The organism is Bacillus sp. 179-C3.3 HS (genome assembly GCF_047229225.1).
In the GTDB taxonomy this organism is placed as follows: domain Bacteria; phylum Bacillota; class Bacilli; order Bacillales; family Bacillaceae; genus Bacillus.
This window is the reverse complement of sequence record NZ_JBFEFT010000013.1, coordinates 1-17,686: the sequence shown is the minus strand read 5'-3', so window position 1 is coordinate 17,686 and position 17,686 is coordinate 1. Positions and strand designations below refer to the sequence as shown.

19 protein-coding genes are annotated in these 17,686 nt (G+C 40.8%); 14 read left to right on the top strand and 5 right to left on the bottom strand.

Translation table 11 applies throughout. The features are described from left to right. Positions 1-40 precede the first annotated feature (40 nt). Positions 41-1,021: a metal-dependent hydrolase gene (locus AB1K80_RS09975; protein WP_412856465.1), complete on the bottom strand. Its 981-nt coding sequence runs from the start codon at positions 1,019-1,021 to the stop codon at positions 41-43. Between the two features lie 191 nt (positions 1,022-1,212). Here AB1K80_RS09975 and mutY point away from each other — a divergent pair, with 191 nt between their 5' ends. After that, positions 1,213-2,313: an A/G-specific adenine glycosylase gene (gene mutY, locus AB1K80_RS09970; RefSeq protein ID WP_412856464.1), complete on the top strand. Its 1,101-nt coding sequence runs from the start codon at positions 1,213-1,215 to the stop codon at positions 2,311-2,313. Here mutY and AB1K80_RS09965 read toward each other — a convergent pair. Next, a complete protein-coding gene (locus AB1K80_RS09965; protein WP_412856463.1) occupies positions 2,300-2,524 on the bottom strand; it encodes a hypothetical protein in 225 nt (74 codons plus the stop codon). The genes mutY and AB1K80_RS09965 overlap by 14 nt on opposite strands. A gap of 81 nt (positions 2,525-2,605) precedes the next feature. Here AB1K80_RS09965 and fabL point away from each other — a divergent pair, with 81 nt between their 5' ends. From fabL to AB1K80_RS09915, 10 genes are all read left to right on the top strand, one after another. After that, entirely contained in the window at positions 2,606-3,358 is a 753-nt protein-coding gene (gene fabL, locus AB1K80_RS09960; RefSeq protein WP_412856462.1) for an enoyl-[acyl-carrier-protein] reductase FabL, read from the top strand. A gap of 60 nt (positions 3,359-3,418) precedes the next feature. Beyond that, positions 3,419-3,580, top strand: a complete 162-nt coding sequence (locus AB1K80_RS09955; RefSeq protein WP_412856461.1) for a gamma-type small acid-soluble spore protein — start codon at positions 3,419-3,421, stop codon at positions 3,578-3,580. Positions 3,581-3,753: 173 nt separating this feature from the next. After that, positions 3,754-4,014, top strand: coding sequence for a YgaB family protein (locus tag AB1K80_RS09950; protein WP_412856460.1), 261 nt, complete (start codon positions 3,754-3,756; stop codon positions 4,012-4,014). A 147-nt stretch (positions 4,015-4,161) separates the two neighbouring features. Continuing rightward, positions 4,162-4,692, top strand: a complete 531-nt coding sequence (locus AB1K80_RS09945) for a DUF402 domain-containing protein (protein WP_412856459.1) — start codon at positions 4,162-4,164, stop codon at positions 4,690-4,692. A 94-nt stretch (positions 4,693-4,786) separates the two neighbouring features. Further along, the gene (locus tag AB1K80_RS09940; RefSeq protein WP_412856458.1) at positions 4,787-6,529 is read left to right on the top strand and encodes an ABC transporter ATP-binding protein; all 1,743 of its coding nucleotides are present in this window, start codon (positions 4,787-4,789) and stop codon (positions 6,527-6,529) included. A gap of 112 nt (positions 6,530-6,641) precedes the next feature. After that, positions 6,642-7,664, top strand: a complete 1,023-nt coding sequence (locus AB1K80_RS09935; protein ID WP_412856457.1) for an ABC transporter ATP-binding protein — start codon at positions 6,642-6,644, stop codon at positions 7,662-7,664. After that, on the top strand, positions 7,633-8,610 hold the full coding sequence (locus AB1K80_RS09930; RefSeq protein ID WP_412856534.1) for an ABC transporter ATP-binding protein: 978 nt from the start codon (positions 7,633-7,635) through the stop codon (positions 8,608-8,610). The genes AB1K80_RS09935 and AB1K80_RS09930 overlap by 32 nt, the downstream gene beginning before the upstream one ends. Further along, positions 8,585-10,171, top strand: a complete 1,587-nt coding sequence (locus tag AB1K80_RS09925; protein WP_412856456.1) for an ABC transporter substrate-binding protein — start codon at positions 8,585-8,587, stop codon at positions 10,169-10,171. The genes AB1K80_RS09930 and AB1K80_RS09925 overlap by 26 nt, the downstream gene beginning before the upstream one ends. Positions 10,172-10,235: 64 nt before the next feature. After that, on the top strand, positions 10,236-11,237 hold the full coding sequence (locus AB1K80_RS09920) for an ABC transporter permease (RefSeq protein WP_412856455.1): 1,002 nt from the start codon (positions 10,236-10,238) through the stop codon (positions 11,235-11,237). An 18-nt stretch (positions 11,238-11,255) separates the two neighbouring features. Next, positions 11,256-12,152 (top strand): ABC transporter permease, encoded by an 897-nt coding sequence (locus AB1K80_RS09915; protein WP_412856454.1) that lies wholly within the window; start codon positions 11,256-11,258, stop codon positions 12,150-12,152. A 24-nt stretch (positions 12,153-12,176) separates the two neighbouring features. Here the strand turns inward: AB1K80_RS09915 and AB1K80_RS09910 are convergent, their stop codons facing one another. Continuing rightward, entirely contained in the window at positions 12,177-13,250 is a 1,074-nt protein-coding gene (locus tag AB1K80_RS09910; RefSeq protein WP_412856453.1) for an aromatic acid exporter family protein, read from the bottom strand. 248 nt (positions 13,251-13,498) lie between these two features. Next, positions 13,499-14,791, bottom strand: coding sequence for a glutamate-1-semialdehyde 2,1-aminomutase (locus tag AB1K80_RS09905; protein ID WP_412856452.1), 1,293 nt, complete (start codon positions 14,789-14,791; stop codon positions 13,499-13,501). A gap of 131 nt (positions 14,792-14,922) precedes the next feature. Between AB1K80_RS09905 and bcp the strand changes: the two genes are divergently transcribed. Beyond that, positions 14,923-15,390: a thioredoxin-dependent thiol peroxidase gene (gene bcp, locus AB1K80_RS09900; RefSeq protein ID WP_412856451.1), complete on the top strand. Its 468-nt coding sequence runs from the start codon at positions 14,923-14,925 to the stop codon at positions 15,388-15,390. A gap of 145 nt (positions 15,391-15,535) precedes the next feature. Beyond that, a complete protein-coding gene (gene perR, locus AB1K80_RS09895; RefSeq protein WP_012009347.1) occupies positions 15,536-15,973 on the top strand; it encodes a peroxide-responsive transcriptional repressor PerR in 438 nt (145 codons plus the stop codon). Positions 15,974-16,007: 34 nt separating this feature from the next. Here perR and AB1K80_RS09890 read toward each other — a convergent pair whose 3' ends face one another. Continuing rightward, positions 16,008-16,355 (bottom strand): YgzB family protein, encoded by a 348-nt coding sequence (locus AB1K80_RS09890; protein WP_412856450.1) that lies wholly within the window; start codon positions 16,353-16,355, stop codon positions 16,008-16,010. A 171-nt stretch (positions 16,356-16,526) separates the two neighbouring features. Between AB1K80_RS09890 and AB1K80_RS09885 the strand changes: the two genes are divergently transcribed. Beyond that, positions 16,527-17,405, top strand: coding sequence for a nucleotidyltransferase-like protein (locus AB1K80_RS09885; protein WP_412856449.1), 879 nt, complete (start codon positions 16,527-16,529; stop codon positions 17,403-17,405). Positions 17,406-17,686: the final 281 nt, after the last annotated feature.

The window sequence follows — 17,686 nt, the reverse complement described above, 5'->3', positions numbered from 1 at the left end:
TAGAGGAGAGACATTTTCCTCACAACATAAAAAGACTCGCTCACACGGAGCCGAGTCTTAATTTTTTTTGCAGTTTTTCTTCACTGAAAATCCAGCCGGTATATGAGTTTTTAATTTGATGATTCATATCGATGTGGCAGATGGCGACAAAGGGGTAATGACCTTTACTTCGGTAGCGCAAATCAATGAATCGCACTTCATAATGGTCCTTGTACTTATCCACTTCCCAGCGATACACAGGGGAGAACGACAGAAAGGCTGAAATGTTTTCATCTTGCTTCGCAATTTTCATGATCTCCGTATCTGGCACAGGCACACGGTTAAAGGTGTCTAGAATGACAAGATCACCATTCATGCTTCGACCGACATGAAAAGAGGATTTGCATTTCACTGCAATACGCCATTGTCTGAATTTCATCGTTGGAGAAATAATGATTTCTTCAATTTCATCAAAACGTTCTCGTAGTTGACGTTTGATTCGAAGTTGCATGATGATCCTCACAACGTAATAGCAGAATATTACGGCATAAAGTGTGATAAAAGTATAGCCAGGCGCTCCTCCAATCGCCCAGACGACAATCGCGATCAGATGTGTAGCAAAGATAAACGGATCAAATGTGTTAATGATCCCGAGTGCCACCCACTTTTTTGAAAATGGACGGATGGCTTGTGTGCCATATGCATTGAAAATATCAACAAACACATGGAGTACAACAGCTAACAGTGTCCACAACCAAAGATGAAGGACATTCACCTCAGGGACAAACGGGAAAATCACAGCTGGAATAAGCAGTGACCAAAATAGGACAGCGGGAATCGAATGCGTAAACCCCCGGTGATTTCGTATATAAACTGCATTATTTTTTAGTTTTAGCACAGTATCAATATCTGGTGCTTGGGAGCCGACTATTGTAGCAAACATGACGGCATGTGCCATGTGTGGGTCTGAGCTGACGACTGGATCTAAAAGTGCAAGTCCCCCAAGAGAAATGCCCATTACTACATGAGTACCAGTATCCAATTGATTACCTCCTAGTTGTCAAGCTTAGGAACAATCATACAAAGTATACGTCTTTCATCAACACTATGTGCAAAATTCCTTTTGCTTTGTCTTGATTTAATGTAACATGTTAACGTATCTACAAACAGTATACAACAAATAAGGTTCTTTTCAGAACGTTAGCCCTTGGTTCGATGATAAGGAGTTTAAACATGAAAGACATTCAAGAAAAGCTGGATCGTAAAGACATTACGGGTTTTCAGCGTGATTTAATTGATTGGTATGAAAAAGAAAAAAGAACATTGCCATGGCGTGAAAATCAAGATCCATACCGCGTTTGGGTATCAGAAGTGATGCTTCAGCAAACGAGGGTGGATACGGTCATTCCTTATTTTCTTCGGTTTATGGAGCAATTCCCAACGGTCAAAGATCTTGCTTTAGCTGATGAAGAAAAGGTCATGAAAGCATGGGAAGGTCTTGGTTACTACTCAAGAGTGCGTAATTTACAGTCAGCTGTGAAAGAAGTATATGAATCCTACGGGGGTGTTGTCCCTGATACAAAAGAACAGTTCTCAAAGCTTAAAGGTGTAGGCCCTTATACAAGTGGTGCAGTATTGAGCATCGCCTATAACAAGCCGTACCCTGCGGTAGATGGCAACGTCATGAGGGTCATTTCTCGTATCTTATCCATTTGGGATGACATTGCAAAACCAAAAACAAGACATATTTTCGAATTTGCAGTTGATCAGCTCATTTCCCGGGAAAAGCCTTCTGAATTTAACCAAGGATTAATGGAATTAGGGGCACTCATTTGTACTCCGACATCACCTGCCTGTCTCATCTGTCCTGTGAACATGCACTGTTCGGCTTTAGAGGAAGGGGTTCAGCATGAGCTGCCAGTGAAAAGCAAAAAGAAAAAGCCTACGGCCAAATCAATGGCAGCAGCGGTCTTATTTGACGATGAAGGTCACCTTTATATTCATAAGCGACCAAATACAGGTTTGCTCGCGAACCTATGGGAATTTCCAAACATGGAAACAATAAAGGGAAGAAAGACAGAGAAGGAGCAACTGCTTCAATTTTTAGAAGAGGAGGCAGGGATACAGGCTGAAATTGGTGACTTAGAAGGAACCATTCAGCACATCTTTACCCACCTCATCTGGAATATTTCTGTATTCATTGGTCGTGTCACCACTGTAGAACATGACACGACATTGAAACGAGTAACAAAAGAAGAGCTTGAGGCTTACGCATTACCAGTTTCTCACCAAAAAATATGGAAGATGGCAAACGAACAGACTAGTCGTATTTAACCGTTGTTCCGTGGGTGTAATCTGCTTCATTTCGGTGTAGTCCTCCACGGTTTTCAATTTCAATGACGATTTCTCGATACTTTGATTGCCCTTCTTCGTTTAAATAAGGTAAAATTTGTTGGAAAGCATGATGGAAAAATGCAAGCTCAGTATCTTTCCATTGGTCCTTGGACATCATGCCAAGCTGGCTTAAATCACGTCCGACATACATGAATCTAACCTCCTAATAGGAACTTTTCTATTAGTGTGAAACGAATGGACGAAAACTATTCAAATCAGGAGATGAACCATAATGAGTCAACGTAAATGTGCTTTAATTACAGGTAGTAGTAGAGGGGTTGGAAAGGCAGTAGCCCTTCGCTTGGCTGAAAAAGGATACGACATTGTCATCAACTATGCCAGAAGCAAAAAGGCTGCACTCGAAACAGCAGAAGAAATTGAAGCATTAGGTGTAAAAACACTTGTCGTCAAAGCCAATGTTGGTCAACCAGAAAAAATCAAAGACATGTTCCAGCAAATAGAGGAAACATTTGGCCGTTTAGATGTGTTCATTAACAATGCGGCATCTGGTGTACAACGTCCAATTATGGATCTTGAAGAAAATCATTGGGATTGGACAATGAATATCAATGCGAAAGCCTTATTATTCTGTGGACAAGAAGCGGCTAAGCTGATGGAGAAAAATGGTGGTGGGCACATCGTCAGCATCAGCTCATTAGGATCGATTCGCTATCTTGAAAATTACACAGTGGTTGGTGTCTCAAAGGCAGCCCTTGAAGCATTAACGCGCTACTTGTCTGTGGAATTGTCACAAAAAAATATCGTGGTCAATGCAGTTTCAGGCGGTGCCATTGATACAGACGCATTAAAACATTTTCCAAACAGAGAAGAATTATTGGAAGATGCAAAGAAAAATACACCAGCAGGCCGTATGGTGGAAATCAAAGACATGGTCGACAGTGTAGAATTCCTTGTTTCAGGCAAGGCAGATATGATTAGAGGACAAACCATTATTGTGGATGGCGGACGTTCTTTACTCGTTTAAAAAAATAATGAATAGGATTTACACCTTCTGCACAAATTAATGTGCGTGGAGGTGATAATAATGAATAATCAACAAAACAAAACAAACGCACAACATGTGAAAAAACAAAACCAAGCTGCTGCACAAGGTCAATATGGCACTGAATTTGCTAGCGAGACTGATGCACAGCACGTCAAAAAATACAACCAACAAGCTGAGCAAAACAAACAACAAAACAGCTAATCAATGTAACAGAGGAAAGCACTTCATAATCGAATGGAGTGCTTTCTTTTTTGATGAAAACCAATATCCGACAAAACCTGTAAAACCTCTACATAAACAGTCAAAGGACTTCCGCAACCTTTCAAGAAATGGTATAGAAACAAAAGTGGATGAACATGAAAAGGAGGAGTTGGATGTCTGATTTTGATCAGCTTGTGAAAGAACAACTTCAGCTTATGGATCAGTTGCTCAACGTTCAAGGAGAGCTTGATATGTGTTTAGAAACAGAAAAACAATTGCTGCTGAATGAAAAAAAAGACGAATGGCATAAGCTTCACGATGAGATCAAACAAAAACGGCTAGAACTGAAGCAAGTTCAAACTTTATTTACAAAACAAACAGAACAAGTGATCAATTCGTACAAAGAAATGGAGAAAAGCTCTACCGTGATGTAATTTAGTGTGCCGTTCAATTGAGTTGAATGGCTTTTTTATTTCATTTTTTACCTATGTAACTGTATAATATAATAGAGACATGTTTAGTTGGGAATTTAGGTCTTTGGACTGTTAGGTTTGTTTGTTATAGAAAGTAGGGGAGAAAATATGGGCTATCCCAAGGAAGGAGAAAACATCCAAATTCAAAGCTATAAACACAATGGCTTGATCCACAGAATTTGGAATGAAACCACCATTCTAAAAGCAACGGAATTGTGCATCATTGGTGCAAACGACCGTACAATGGTGACCGAATCCGATGGCCGTACATGGATGACGAGAGAACCGGCTATTTGCTATTTTCATGCGAAACAATGGTTTAATGTAATTGGGATGCTTAGAGATGATGGGGTTTATTATTATTGCAACATTAGCTCTCCTTTTGCGACCGATGAAGAGGCCATTAAGTATATTGATTACGATTTAGACGTCAAAGTCTTCCCAGACATGACGTATAATATTTTGGATGAGGACGAATATGCAGATCATAAGAGAGAAATGAATTATCCAAAAGAAATCGACAGTATCTTAAGAGAGCATCTGAATACATTATTGTATTGGATTCACCAGCGAAAAGGCCCGTTTGCTCCAGAATTTGTAGATATGTGGTATGAACGTTTTTTACATTATACAAAATAAGTAATAGCAAAAACCTGTTTGGCTTTCATATGAGCTAACAGGTTTTTGACTGCATAGGGATATGATGCGCTGATAGATTGGGAAGGAGATTTACATGGGGATCATTAAACGCTACATGGCTTTTGTTACACCATATAAAAAACAGATTGCTTTGACAATGGTCATCGGGATGATTAAATTCTCGATTCCTTTAACCTTGCCTCTGCTATTAAAGTATGTCATTGATGATGTCATTCAAGGTTCTGGTACGGCGGATGAAAAGACTTCAACTTTACTGATTATCATGGGAATCATGCTCGTTTTATTTTTAGTGATGAGACCGCCTGTTGAATATTACAGACAATATTTTGCACAATGGACAGGCAGTAAGGTGCTGTTTGATATTCGAGAAAAGTTATTCTCTCATATTCAAAAATTAAGCCTGCGTTACTATGCGAATACGAGAACGGGTGAGATCATATCAAGGGTGATCAACGATGTAGAGCAGACGAAGGAATTTGTGATTACAGGATTGATGAACATTTGGCTTGATTTAATGACAGTCCTCATTGTCATTGCGATCATGTGTACACTCGATATTAAGCTCACCATCGTGTCCGTCATTATTTTCCCGCTTTATGCGTTTGCTGTGAAGTATTTTTATGGACGGCTTCGCAAGCTGACAAAGGAGCGGTCACAGGCACTAGCAGAAGTACAAGGACATCTTCATGAGCGGGTACAAGGAATGCCAGTCATTCGCAGCTTTGCGATTGAGGAATATGAGCAAGAACATTTTCACGATGAAAACAAGAATTTCTTAAACAAAGCATTGAACCATACGAATTGGAATGCCAAAACATTTGCAGTCGTCAATACGATCACAGATATTGCACCGCTTCTGATCATCGCATTTGCAGGATATACGGTCATAAACGGATCGCTTTCGATTGGAACCATGATTGCGTTTGTCGGCTATATTGACCGGATGTACAACCCGATTCGTCGTCTGATTAACTCATCAACGACACTCACCCAGTCCGTGGCATCGATGGATCGTATTTTTGAATTTATCGATGAGCCATATGAGGTGACGGATCGTCCAAACGCAAAAGAAGCCGATCACTTAAAAGGAGAAGTAGAATTTAAGAATGTATCGTTTCGTTATGAACAGACACAGGGAGAGATTTTGCACAATATCTCCTTAAAAGTAGAGAAGGGTCAGACGATTGCGCTTGTAGGAATGAGTGGTGGAGGAAAGTCCACACTCGTGAGTCTCATTCCGAGATTCTATGATGTGACAAATGGTTCACTGGAAATTGATGGCGTTGATATTAAAGCATACAAAGCGAGAAGTTTACGGAATCAAGTAGGTATGGTTCTACAAGATACGTTCCTATTCAGTGATACCATTAAAGAAAATATTTCGATCGGAAACCCAGAGGCATCTTTTGAAGACATTGTGGCGGCGGCAAAAGCGGCAAATGCCCATGAGTTTATCATGTCACTTCCAGAGGGATATGACACAAAGGTAGGAGAACGGGGCGTCAAACTTTCGGGTGGTCAAAAACAACGGGTTTCAATTGCTAGGGTTTTTCTCAAAAATCCACCGCTGCTCATTTTGGATGAAGCGACATCTGCACTTGATTTAGAAAGTGAACATTATATTCAAGAAGCCATGCAAAAGCTGGCAAAGGACAGAACAACCTTTATAGTCGCTCACCGCTTATCCACCATTACACATGCCGACCAAATTGTGGTCATGGAACAAGGTGAGATTGTGGAAAAAGGAACACACGAAGAATTAATGAACAGAGACAGTCACTATCGACATCTATTTACCATTCAAACATTAAATTAGTAAAAGCCTATCCGATTCTAGCGGATAGGCTTTTTTATGCTTGTCAAAAACATGACATATTTCCCAGCTTGTCTCAATACAATTTTAAAAAGTATGACGGGGTGGTGAACATGTGAAAGAACACGAAGTATTGCTAGATGTGAAGCAGCTATCCATTGCCTTTCAACAAAAGAAGCAAAGAGTTCCTATCGTCCATCACATTTCTTTTGCGATTCAAAAAGGAGAAACTTTAGGCATTGTTGGAGAATCGGGGTGTGGGAAAAGTATTACGTCGATGTCGTTAATGGGACTGAATCACCAAACAGAAACAACAGGTGACATTCTCTTTGAAGGTCAAAACCTCTTATCACTATCAGAAAAACAGTGGCGTGACATCAGAGGAAATGACATTTCGATGATTTTCCAAGAACCGATGACATCCTTAAATCCACTCATGACCATTGGTAAGCAAATGACAGAAGCCCTTTTCACCCATCAATCTATCAGCCAAAAAGAAGCCAAAACAAAAGCGGTCCATCTTCTGGAGACAGTTGGACTCAAACAAGCAGAAGCGTTACTCAAAAAGTACCCTCATGAACTATCAGGCGGGATGCGTCAGCGTGTGATGATTGCGATGGCGATGCTTTGTCATCCGAAACTCATGATCGCGGATGAACCAACAACGGCACTCGATGTCACCATTCAGGCCCAAATCCTTCGCTTACTGAAAAAACTAAATGAAGAGATGAACACAGCGGTTTTATTTATTACTCACGATCTAGGTGTTGTGAGACAAATATGCAAGCGTGTCATGATTATGTACGCCGGTCGAATCGTAGAAGAAGGTACCGTTGACCGTATTTTCCAAAAACCTCAACATCCCTACACGAAAGGTCTTTTCGCCTCTGTACCATCATTTAAAGAGAAAAAGGAAAAACTGCTCTCAATCGCTGGTCATGTGCCAAAGCCTGGAGCCATCCAATCAGGTTGTCCGTTTGCCCCACGATGTCCATATCAAATGCCACAATGTATCGAAAAAGAACCAACTTTACAGTCTATTGTCCACGATCACCGCGTTGCATGCTTTCTCATGGAAGGAGGAGAAGAAACTGAGTCAACCACTACTGCAAGTGCAACAACTGACAAAGCGCTATGACACCACATCATTTTTTTCTAAAAAAAAGCAGGCGGCGATGGCTTTAAATCAAGTGTCCTTTCATGTCAATGAAGGAGAGACGCTTGGCATTGTGGGTGAATCCGGCTGCGGCAAATCGACCCTTGGCAAAAGCTTGATGAGGTTGGTTGAACCGACTTCTGGCTCTATTCACATGAAGGGGAAAGAAGTGACACAGCTGAATGAGAAAGAAATGCGTTCATTAAGAAAAGACATTCAGATGATTTTTCAAGATCCATATGCTTCTTTAAATCCACGCATGAAAATCAAAGATATATTAGAGGAACCGTTGATCGTTCATAAGCACGGGACGAAAAAAGAGCGACAGAAACGGGTAAACGATCTGTTGCACATCGTTGGCTTTGACCCTTCTTATGGAGAACGGTATGCCCATCAATTTAGCGGTGGACAGAGGCAGCGAATTGGCATTGCCAGAGCCCTTATCACACATCCAAGTCTAGTCATTGCCGATGAACCTGTGTCAGCTTTAGATGTGTCCGTTCAAGCGCAAATTCTGAACTTGATGCTTGAATTGCAGAAGACGCTCTCTTTGACGTATTTATTTATCTCACATGACTTGGGCGTTGTGAGATATATGAGCGATCGAATTGCGGTGATGTATGCTGGTCGAATTGTCGAAATGGGACCTGCGGAAGAAGTATTTGGCAAACCGCTTCACCCTTATACTTTGCTGCTTCTGTCATCGATTCCACAAATGGACCAAGTGTTAGAAGCACAAGATGCAGCCGTAGAAGAAATTGCGATGATAGGAGAAGGTGGATGTCCTTTTTATCATAGGTGTCCAAAAAGATGGGATCAATGCTTAAAGGCAGTTCCATCTTTGTATGAAACAAAGGAAGGCCATGCAGCTGCATGTTATTTATATCAAAAGGAGGAACACGATGAAGAAGACTTGGTTGTTCAGTAGCTTCATGTTTGTACTAGCACTCTCGTTATTTCTAGGTGGATGTTCATCTGCGTCGACATCGGAAGAAAAGGCCACAAAAGACACCCTCGTATTTGGCAGAGGGGGAGACTCTACTTCACTTGATCCGATTACAACGACAGAAGGTGAGACTTTTAAAGTCACAGAAAATATGTTTGAAAAACTCCTGAACTATGGTGAAAAAGATACAACCATCCATCCAGGTTTAGCAACAGACTGGGATGTTGCCAAGGATGGGAAGTCGTACACGTTCTATTTGAGAAAAGGTGTGACATTTCATGATGGAACGGACTTTAACGCAGAAGCAGTGAAGTTTAATTTTGAACGATGGATGAACGGAGACGCAGAGAAATTCCCTTATTACGGGATGTTCGGCGGCTACAAAAAAGATAAAGGTCATGTGATACAAGACATCATCGTCAAAGGTGAACATGAAGTTGAATTTAAATTAAAACGCCCACAAGCTACGTTCCTTAAAAACATCGCCATGTCTCCATTTGGTATCGCAAGCCCGACTGCGATTGAAAAAAGTGGCGATGCGTTTAGAGAAAATCCAGTTGGAACTGGTCCATTTAAGTTTAAAGAGTGGAAGCAAAATGACCGCATTGTATTAGAGAAGAATGAAGATTATTGGCAAGAGAATCAGCCGAAGCTAAATCAAATCATCTTCCGCTCAATTCCAGAAAACTCAGCCCGTCTCAATGCCTTAAAAACAGGAGAGATTGACTTAATGGATGGCGTAAACCCATCAGATTTAGATGGGATAAAATCAGACAATACGCTACAGCTCATTGAACGACCTTCGATGAATGTCGGTTATATTGGCATGACAGTGACGAGAAAACCGCTAGATAACAAACTGGTTCGACAGGCGCTCAATTATGCAGTCGATAAGAAATCAATCATTGAGTCATTTTACGGAGGCCTTGCCGAACCTGCGAAAAGCCCACTTCCACCAGCCTTAGAAGGCTACAATGACGACATTGAGCCATACCCATATGACCCCAAAAAAGCAAAAGAACTATTAAAAGAGGCAGGGTATGCTGATGGTTTTCGCATAAAACTATGGGCGATGCCAGTACCACGTCCATATATGCCTGATGGGATGAAAGTGGCAGAAGTGATTCAATCAAACTTTGAAAAGATTGGCGTCAAAGCAGAGATTCTCACATATGATTGGGCCACTTATTTAGATAAAGTCAGCAAAGGAGAAGCAGATGTGTTCCTGTTAGGCTGGACGGGAGACAACGGAGATCCTGATAACTTCCTTTACACACTATTGGACGAAGACAGCATCGGTGGGAATAACTATACATTCTTTCAAAATGACAAAATGCATGACATATTAATTGAGGCACAAACAGACACCGATCAAAAGAAACGAAATGAACTGTATCAAGAAGCACAAGAAATTATTCATGAGGAAGCGCCTTGGATTCCTTTGGTGCATTCGATCCCAATGCTAGCAGCATCTAGTGATGTAAAGGGGTATCAGCCGCACCCAACCGGTTCAGAAGCTTTAACGAACGTGTATTTCGAATAAGCACATAAGGGAGGTGAATGTTCATCTCCCTTATTCAAACAAATGAGAAGGCGGTGAAAGCTATTTGTTTGCTTATTGTTTGAAACGAGCAGGAATGCTGATTCCAGTACTAATTGGCATGACATTGGTGGTGTTCTCGATTATCCGGTTTATTCCGGGGAATCCAGCTCAGGTGATTTTAGGGCAGAGGGCAACAAAAGAAGCGGTCGCGCAATTAACGATCCAGCTGGGCCTAGACCAGCCTTGGTACATTCAATATGGCCACTACATGCTCGGCCTTTTAAAAGGTGATTTAGGTACTTCCATTCGAACCGGGGCGGAGATTGCCCAAGAAATGAAGCCTTATTTGTTTGCCACGTTAGAACTAACTTTTTTTGCGATGGTACTGGCGATTATTGTTGGAGTCAATGCAGGGATCATTAGTGCGTGGTTTAAGCATTCTGTCTTTGACTATATGGCCATGTTTATTGCCTTGATTGGGGTGTCTATGCCGATTTTTTGGCTAGGGTTAATGGGGCAATGGCTATTTTCAATCGAATGGGGTCTTTTGCCAACAACGGGGCGAGAAAACGTAAGAAATCCTGTTGAATCCATTACCTATATTCATACACTGGATACACTTTTGCAGGGCCGATTTGATCAATTCCTCGACAGCATCAAGCATTTGATTTTGCCAAGTACGGCACTGGCGACAATCCCAGCTGCGATTATTGCGAGAATTACAAGGGCAAGTATGCTGGAAGTGCTCCATTCAGATTTTATTCGCACAGCAAAAGCAAAAGGGGTCCGTTCATTTTTCGTCATTTATCAGCATGGACTGAAAAATGCCCTTATTCCAATCTTGACGATTATTGGTCTTCAGACAGGGCTCTTGCTAGGAGGGGCAATTTTAACAGAAACGATTTTTGCTTGGCCTGGCATTGGACGATATATATATGATGCCATCAGCTATCGTGATTACCCCGTCATTCAAACAGGCATTCTGATGGTTGCGCTTATTTTTGTCATGATCAATTTCATTGTGGATATATTGTATGCAGTCATTGACCCGAGGATTAAATATTAGAGAAGGGAGAGTGACAACATGGAAGTGCATAAAGAACTTCAATCACCTCAGCTAAAAAAAGAGCGCTCTCAATCACTGATGCATGAAGCAGTCAAACAGTTTTTTCAGCACAAGTTAGCGGTCATCGGCAGTGTGATTGTCTTTTTGTTTCTCATGCTAGCGATCTTTGCACCGCTCATTGCTCCTTATGGCATCAATGAACAATCACTTGGTGAACGGTTTAGCGCACCATCAGCCGCACACTGGTTTGGTACGGATGATTTCGGTAGAGATATTTTTTCACGAGTGGTGCATGGGGCGCGGATATCGTTATGGGTTGGTTTCTTCTCAGTTCTCGGATCAGTTGTTCTTGGCACACTGCTCGGGTTAATGGCAGGCTATGGGGGAAGGCTACTGGATGCAGTCATCTCTAGACTCTTTGATATTTTACTTGCCTTTCCTAGCATTCTATTAGCCATAGCTGTTGTCTCTATATTAGGTCCTTCCTTGCAAAATGCGCTAATTGCCATCGCGATCATTAACGTTCCGACGTTTGGGCGATTGGTGCGCTCGAAGGTACTAAGTATTAAACAAGAAGAATACGTCCTTGCAGCAAAGGCTGTTGGGATGTCAAACCGGCGTATTGTCCTGCGTCACATCCTGCCAAATAGTATGGTGCCGGTCATTGTACAGGCGACGCTCGCTATTGGCACTGCGATTATTGAAGCTGCAGCGCTGGGGTTTTTAGGGCTGGGGGCGCAGGCGCCAAGTCCAGAATGGGGCAAAATGCTCGCTGATGCAAGACCGTATCTCGTTCAAGCGCCGTGGACCTTGATCTTCCCAGGCATTGCGATCATGCTCACAGTCCTTGGTTTTAACCTCATGGGAGATGGCTTAAGAGATACGCTTGATCCTAAAATGAAGAAAATAAAATAAGACCGGTTCTCCGGTCTTATTTGTTTAGGCTTCTTTTTCTTCCGTTTCAATTTCACTATCTTTTGGATGATATGTTTGGAAGCTTGTAATTAAAGTATCTAAGTGCTGCAACTCATCACGATATTCAATGATGCTAGACATCACATTTAACATATTATAATCCAGTATTTCATTTTCTTGGTTTTGTTGATGTTTGATAAATGATTTCGTTAATGTTTCAAGACGTTGAGAACGTTCGTCCTGTAAGTCATCGTCCTGAAGCTTCATTTTTCCAACAAACTTCATCAAGGTCCGTTCATGCCAATAGAGTAAATAATCAATTTCATCTATTAAACTTTCCCGGAAATGATCTGGCATTAAATAAATTTCATTTTCTAATCTATGAAGCTTTTTGAGCAGGTACAGGGCACGATTAGATGTCACGATGGCCTGCCTGAACAAAACCAGCTTTCTTGATTTCACATACGTTGTTTTCTTTAAATAGCTTCGTTCTTCTTTGTATAACAAGTAAATGTGATCTAATTTGATCAAACGTTCTTTTATTTGATCGATGTCATCCTTTAAAGTGGAATGATCAGTAGACTGTCTGGAGCTCAGACGGATCCATTTGAGAATCTCCTCCGTATTTTCCATAATATGATGCACGAGCTTTGTTTCATACTTCGGTGGCAGGAAAATTAAATTCACTAAACATGAAGATAGTACACCTAATACCACAGTAGCTGTTCGAATTAATGCAAAGGAAAGGAAATGATCCCCTGCACTTTCTAAAATAGCGATGACAGTTACAAGTGCAATCGGAATTGTGTGTTCAATCTTCAGCTTTAAATTAATGGCAATGACCATAACGGCTGTTAAACCGATAATGACTGGTCCTGTGCCAAAAAGCAGACCGAACGTAATGGCAAGTGCTGCTCCAATAATATTGGCTTGCACTTGATCAACAATCGTCAAAAATGAACGATAGATAGATGGCTGGATAGCAAATACTGCTGCAATTCCCGCAAAGACGGGCGTTGGCAACCCAAGCCAAGTTGCCAGGTAAAGCGCGAGTACAATAGCAATACCAGTTTTTAAAATACGGGCTCCAAGTTTCATTGGTTTTGTCCCTGCATTCCTTTCTTTTTGATATGAGATGACGCTTGTCATATAACATCAATATTTTCATGAAACAACTAAGTAATATACAGCGGTCTTCCGAAATATTCAAGTGATTTCTGAAAGTTTATGAAAACTTAAAAGAAGGGTGTGTGATGAAATGTATCAGATTTACACACATTTGACAATGAAGAGCTGATATATACAAAAGCAGACGTAGATTTTCACGTCTGCTTTTTGGGTGATTTCTATTTTTTTAGTTGTTCAAATGCATAATCTACCGCTTTTAACGTATCAGAAATATCTTTTTCGGTATGTGCAATTGTTAAGAACCAAGCTTCATATTTAGAAGGGGCAAGATTGATCCCTTGCGTGAGCATCAATTTGAAGAAGCGGGCGAACATCTCGCCATCCGTATTTTCAGCCTGCTCGTAGTTCACAATCGTTTCTTTTGTAAAATAAATCGTCAGAGCACCTTTTAAGCGATTCACTGTAATATCTACTTGGTGTTTTTTCGCATGGGCTAAAATCCCTTCTTCTAACATAGCACCGAGATGATCGAGCTGCTCGTAGACGCCATCTTCCTTTAATACTTCTAAGCATGCAATACCAGAAAGGATGGACGCAGGGTTCCCTGCCATCGTGCCAGCTTGGTAGGCTGGTCCAAGCGGAGCGACTTGCTCCATAATTTCCTTTTTACCGCCGTAAGCCCCAATTGGAAGGCCGCCCCCAATAATTTTCCCTAATGCGGTCAGGTCAGGTTTTACTTGAAGTAAGTCCTGGGCACCGCCATACATAAAGCGGAAGGCTGTGATTACTTCGTCGTAGATCACGAGTGCGCCCTTTTCATGAGTGAGGTCATTCACCTGTTGCAAAAACCCTTCTTTCGGTTCTACGATACCAAAGTTACCGACAATTGGCTCAACAAGGACAGCTGCAATTTCATCACCCCATTGATCTAAAGCGGCTTTATAGCTCTCAATATCATTAAATGGGACAGTGATGACTTCATTCGCAATACTTTTAGGTACACCAGCTGAATCAGGAGTTCCCAAAGTAGATGGACCGGATCCAGCTGCGACAAGCACAAGGTCAGAATGGCCGTGATAGCATCCAGCAAATTTGATGATTTTCGTTCTTCCTGTATAAGCACGTGCCACACGAATTGTGGTCATGACCGCTTCAGTACCTGAATTGACAAAACGTACTTTATCCATTGCAGGCATCGCTTCTTTTAGCATTTTAGCAAATTTCACTTCATGCTTCGTTGGTGTTCCATAAAGGACACCTGTTTGAGCTGCTTTCGTGATGGCTTTTGTAATATGAGGATGTGCATGACCTGTAATGATTGGGCCATATGCTGCCAAATAATCGATGTAGCGGTTTCCGTCAACATCCCAAAAATAAGCGCCTTCTCCTCTTTCCATGGCTACAGGTGATCCACCGCCTACTGCTTTATATGAACGAGATGGGCTATTCACCCCTCCGACAATATGCTCCAGCGCCTCTTGATGTAATTTTTCTGATTCTGTTAATTTCATAAAAAATAGCCTCCTATCTCAACGTATCACGTCGTCTATCCCTATTCTAACATGATGATGCAAGCGTCCTTAGTTGAATATCAATTCAAAATTGGATAGGCTAATGAAAAAGAGGTTGGAGGGATTGTGACATGACAATTGAAGTGGGTCAGCAAGTACCTGATATTGAATTAACCGGTGATCAAGGGGAGAAAGTAAAGCTATCTGATTTTAAAGGAAAACACATCGTGCTTTATTTTTATCCAAAAGATATGACACCAGGCTGTACAACAGAGGCATGTGATTTCCGTGATCGTCATCAGAGCTTTGCAGACTTGGATGCAGTCATTATTGGTGTAAGTCCAGATAGCCAAGATAAACATCAAAAGTTTAAAGAAAAACATGACTTACCGTTCTTACTCCTCGTAGATGATGAACAAAAGCTTTCTGAAGCATTCGGGGTATGGAAGCTGAAGAAAAACTTTGGCAAAGAATACATGGGCATTGAACGATCAACGTTTCTTATTAATAAAGAAGGAACACTTGTGAAAGAATGGCGTAAAGTAAAGGTGAAAGACCACGTAGAAGAAGCGCTAGAAGAGTTAAAATCTCACGTTTAAGCAAGATCGGCTACCAAGCCGGTCTTTTTTATAAAGAAGAATAGGTAAAATAGAGGATTGTAATTGACAAAGTTTCGGTTGGGGAGGTACACTAATTATAAAGATTACAATGTAAGAATATTTTTGAAGAGAGGTGCATGATGAAATGGCTGCTCACGAACTAAAAGACGCTTTAGATGCTTTAAAAGAAACCGGTGTTCGAATTACTCCGCAGCGCCATGCCATCTTGGAGTTTCTCGTAAATTCTATGACACACCCAACCGCGGACGATATATATAAAGCACTTGAAGGAAAATTTCCAAATATGAGTGTAGCAACGGTTTACAACAATTTACGAGTTTTCCGGGAATCTGGATTGGTAAAAGAATTAACATATGGTGACTCTTCAAGTCGCTTTGATTTTGCCACATCTGACCATTACCATGCGATCTGTGAAAATTGTGGGAAAATCGTTGATTTTCACTATCCTGGGCTTGATGAAGTCGAACAGCTTGCATCCCATGTGACAGGCTTTAAAGTAAGTCATCATCGCTTAGAGATCTATGGAACTTGTCAAGAATGTGCAAAAAAAGAAAACCATTAATTAAAAGCTGACCCGTTAATTGGTCAGCTTATTTTCATGATTTCTTTCGATTGTACGATTCATCAAACTCTTTACCCTCTAAAGATGGATCAAGTGTGAGAGGCTCTCTACAGTGCATGCACATGTCCACTCGCCCAAGTACTTTCGTTTCCTTTTCACAACCTGGACAAATGACTCGGATTGCTTTTGTTGAAAGCATGCCAATCCAAAAGTAAACAGCTGTACTTAATCCAATCGATAAGACCCCTAATAGCATAAAGAAAGTCGACAACCAGATTGATTCTTTAAAGAACACACCGATATACATGATCAAAAAACCGACAAAAACCAAACTAAGTGCAAATGTTCTGATTTTATTAATCTTACTGGAGTATTTCGCCATCCCTAGTCCCCCTTGTATTCAATATAGCACATTTTCCCACTCTATTTGAATTGGGAATAGCGAATTGCTTATCATCATCTTTTTTTATGTATTGAAGGAATTTTGATTCTATGGGGAGAAATACATAGCATTAGAGAAGAATTTTACACCCGAGTATTGGAGGAAATCACTATGGAAAATCTTCTCCGTCCTATTTATCAAGAAAGAGCAAGTCATCCAGATACATTAGCTGTGATTATAGTAGAAAGAAGACATAAAGTATCTTCTGAGACGGATAACTTTGATGCAGCACTTCTCGTCATTGTAAAAGAAGCAAAAGATCCACTTTTTATCAAACACTATGAATCTGATCATCAGACTGCTTCTTTAAATGTTGTCACTGATGATCAATTGAAAGAATGGATTACGCTTGGAACAAACCGCCGAATCATTGACTGGATTTTAAATGGAAAGATCTTGTTTGATCGAAATGAATATATTTTCAACTTAATTGATGAGCTGAGTACATTTCCGTTTTCAAACCGGAAGCTGAAGATTGGCTTAGAGTATGGCAAGCTGATTCGTAGATATATAGAAGGAAAAGCATTTTTTGAGTCAAATCAATTTCTTGATGCATATAATTCCATTGTGCATGCACTGCATCACCTTGCAAGGATCGAAGTGATTGACAAAGGCTTTCATCCAGAAGTGACGGTTTGGAATCAAGTTCGTCATATGGAGCCAGAAGTATACAAACTGTATTCCGAACTAATTGAAAGTCATGAAAGCTTGCATAAACGGTTGGAACTCTTATTCTTAGCGAATGATTTTCTCATCCATTCAAAAGCAGAAATTGGGGCTGCACATTTGCGGCATGTGATGGAGCAACAGGACATTTGGCTCTTCGGAGAGCTTTTGGCGCACCCTGAACTCAAGCATTTCACACCTGACCTTAGCGTAATGATCGACTTCTTTGTAGAAAAAGGGATCGTGCAAGTAGAGGCAATTGAGACAAAAGGACAAAAAATCTATCATAGAGGATATTTTGTGAAAAAAAATATTGACGTATGATTATTATGATGCTATATTATTATACGTCGCTAATGAGTGATTGACATTGCTTTGAAAGAAAAGCAGATAAAAAGAATTTCTGAAAAACACTTGACGCACACAGTGCACAAATGTTATATTGAGAAAGTCGCCTCTGAGCGATGAGGAATATGATCTTTGAAAACTAAACAAGACAAAACGTACCTGTTAATTCGAGTTTTTATAAAAAAATCCTATGATGATTCATAGGTAGTCAGTCAAACTGACGAGGCAGGAATGTTCACATGCTAAGTTCGCTACGT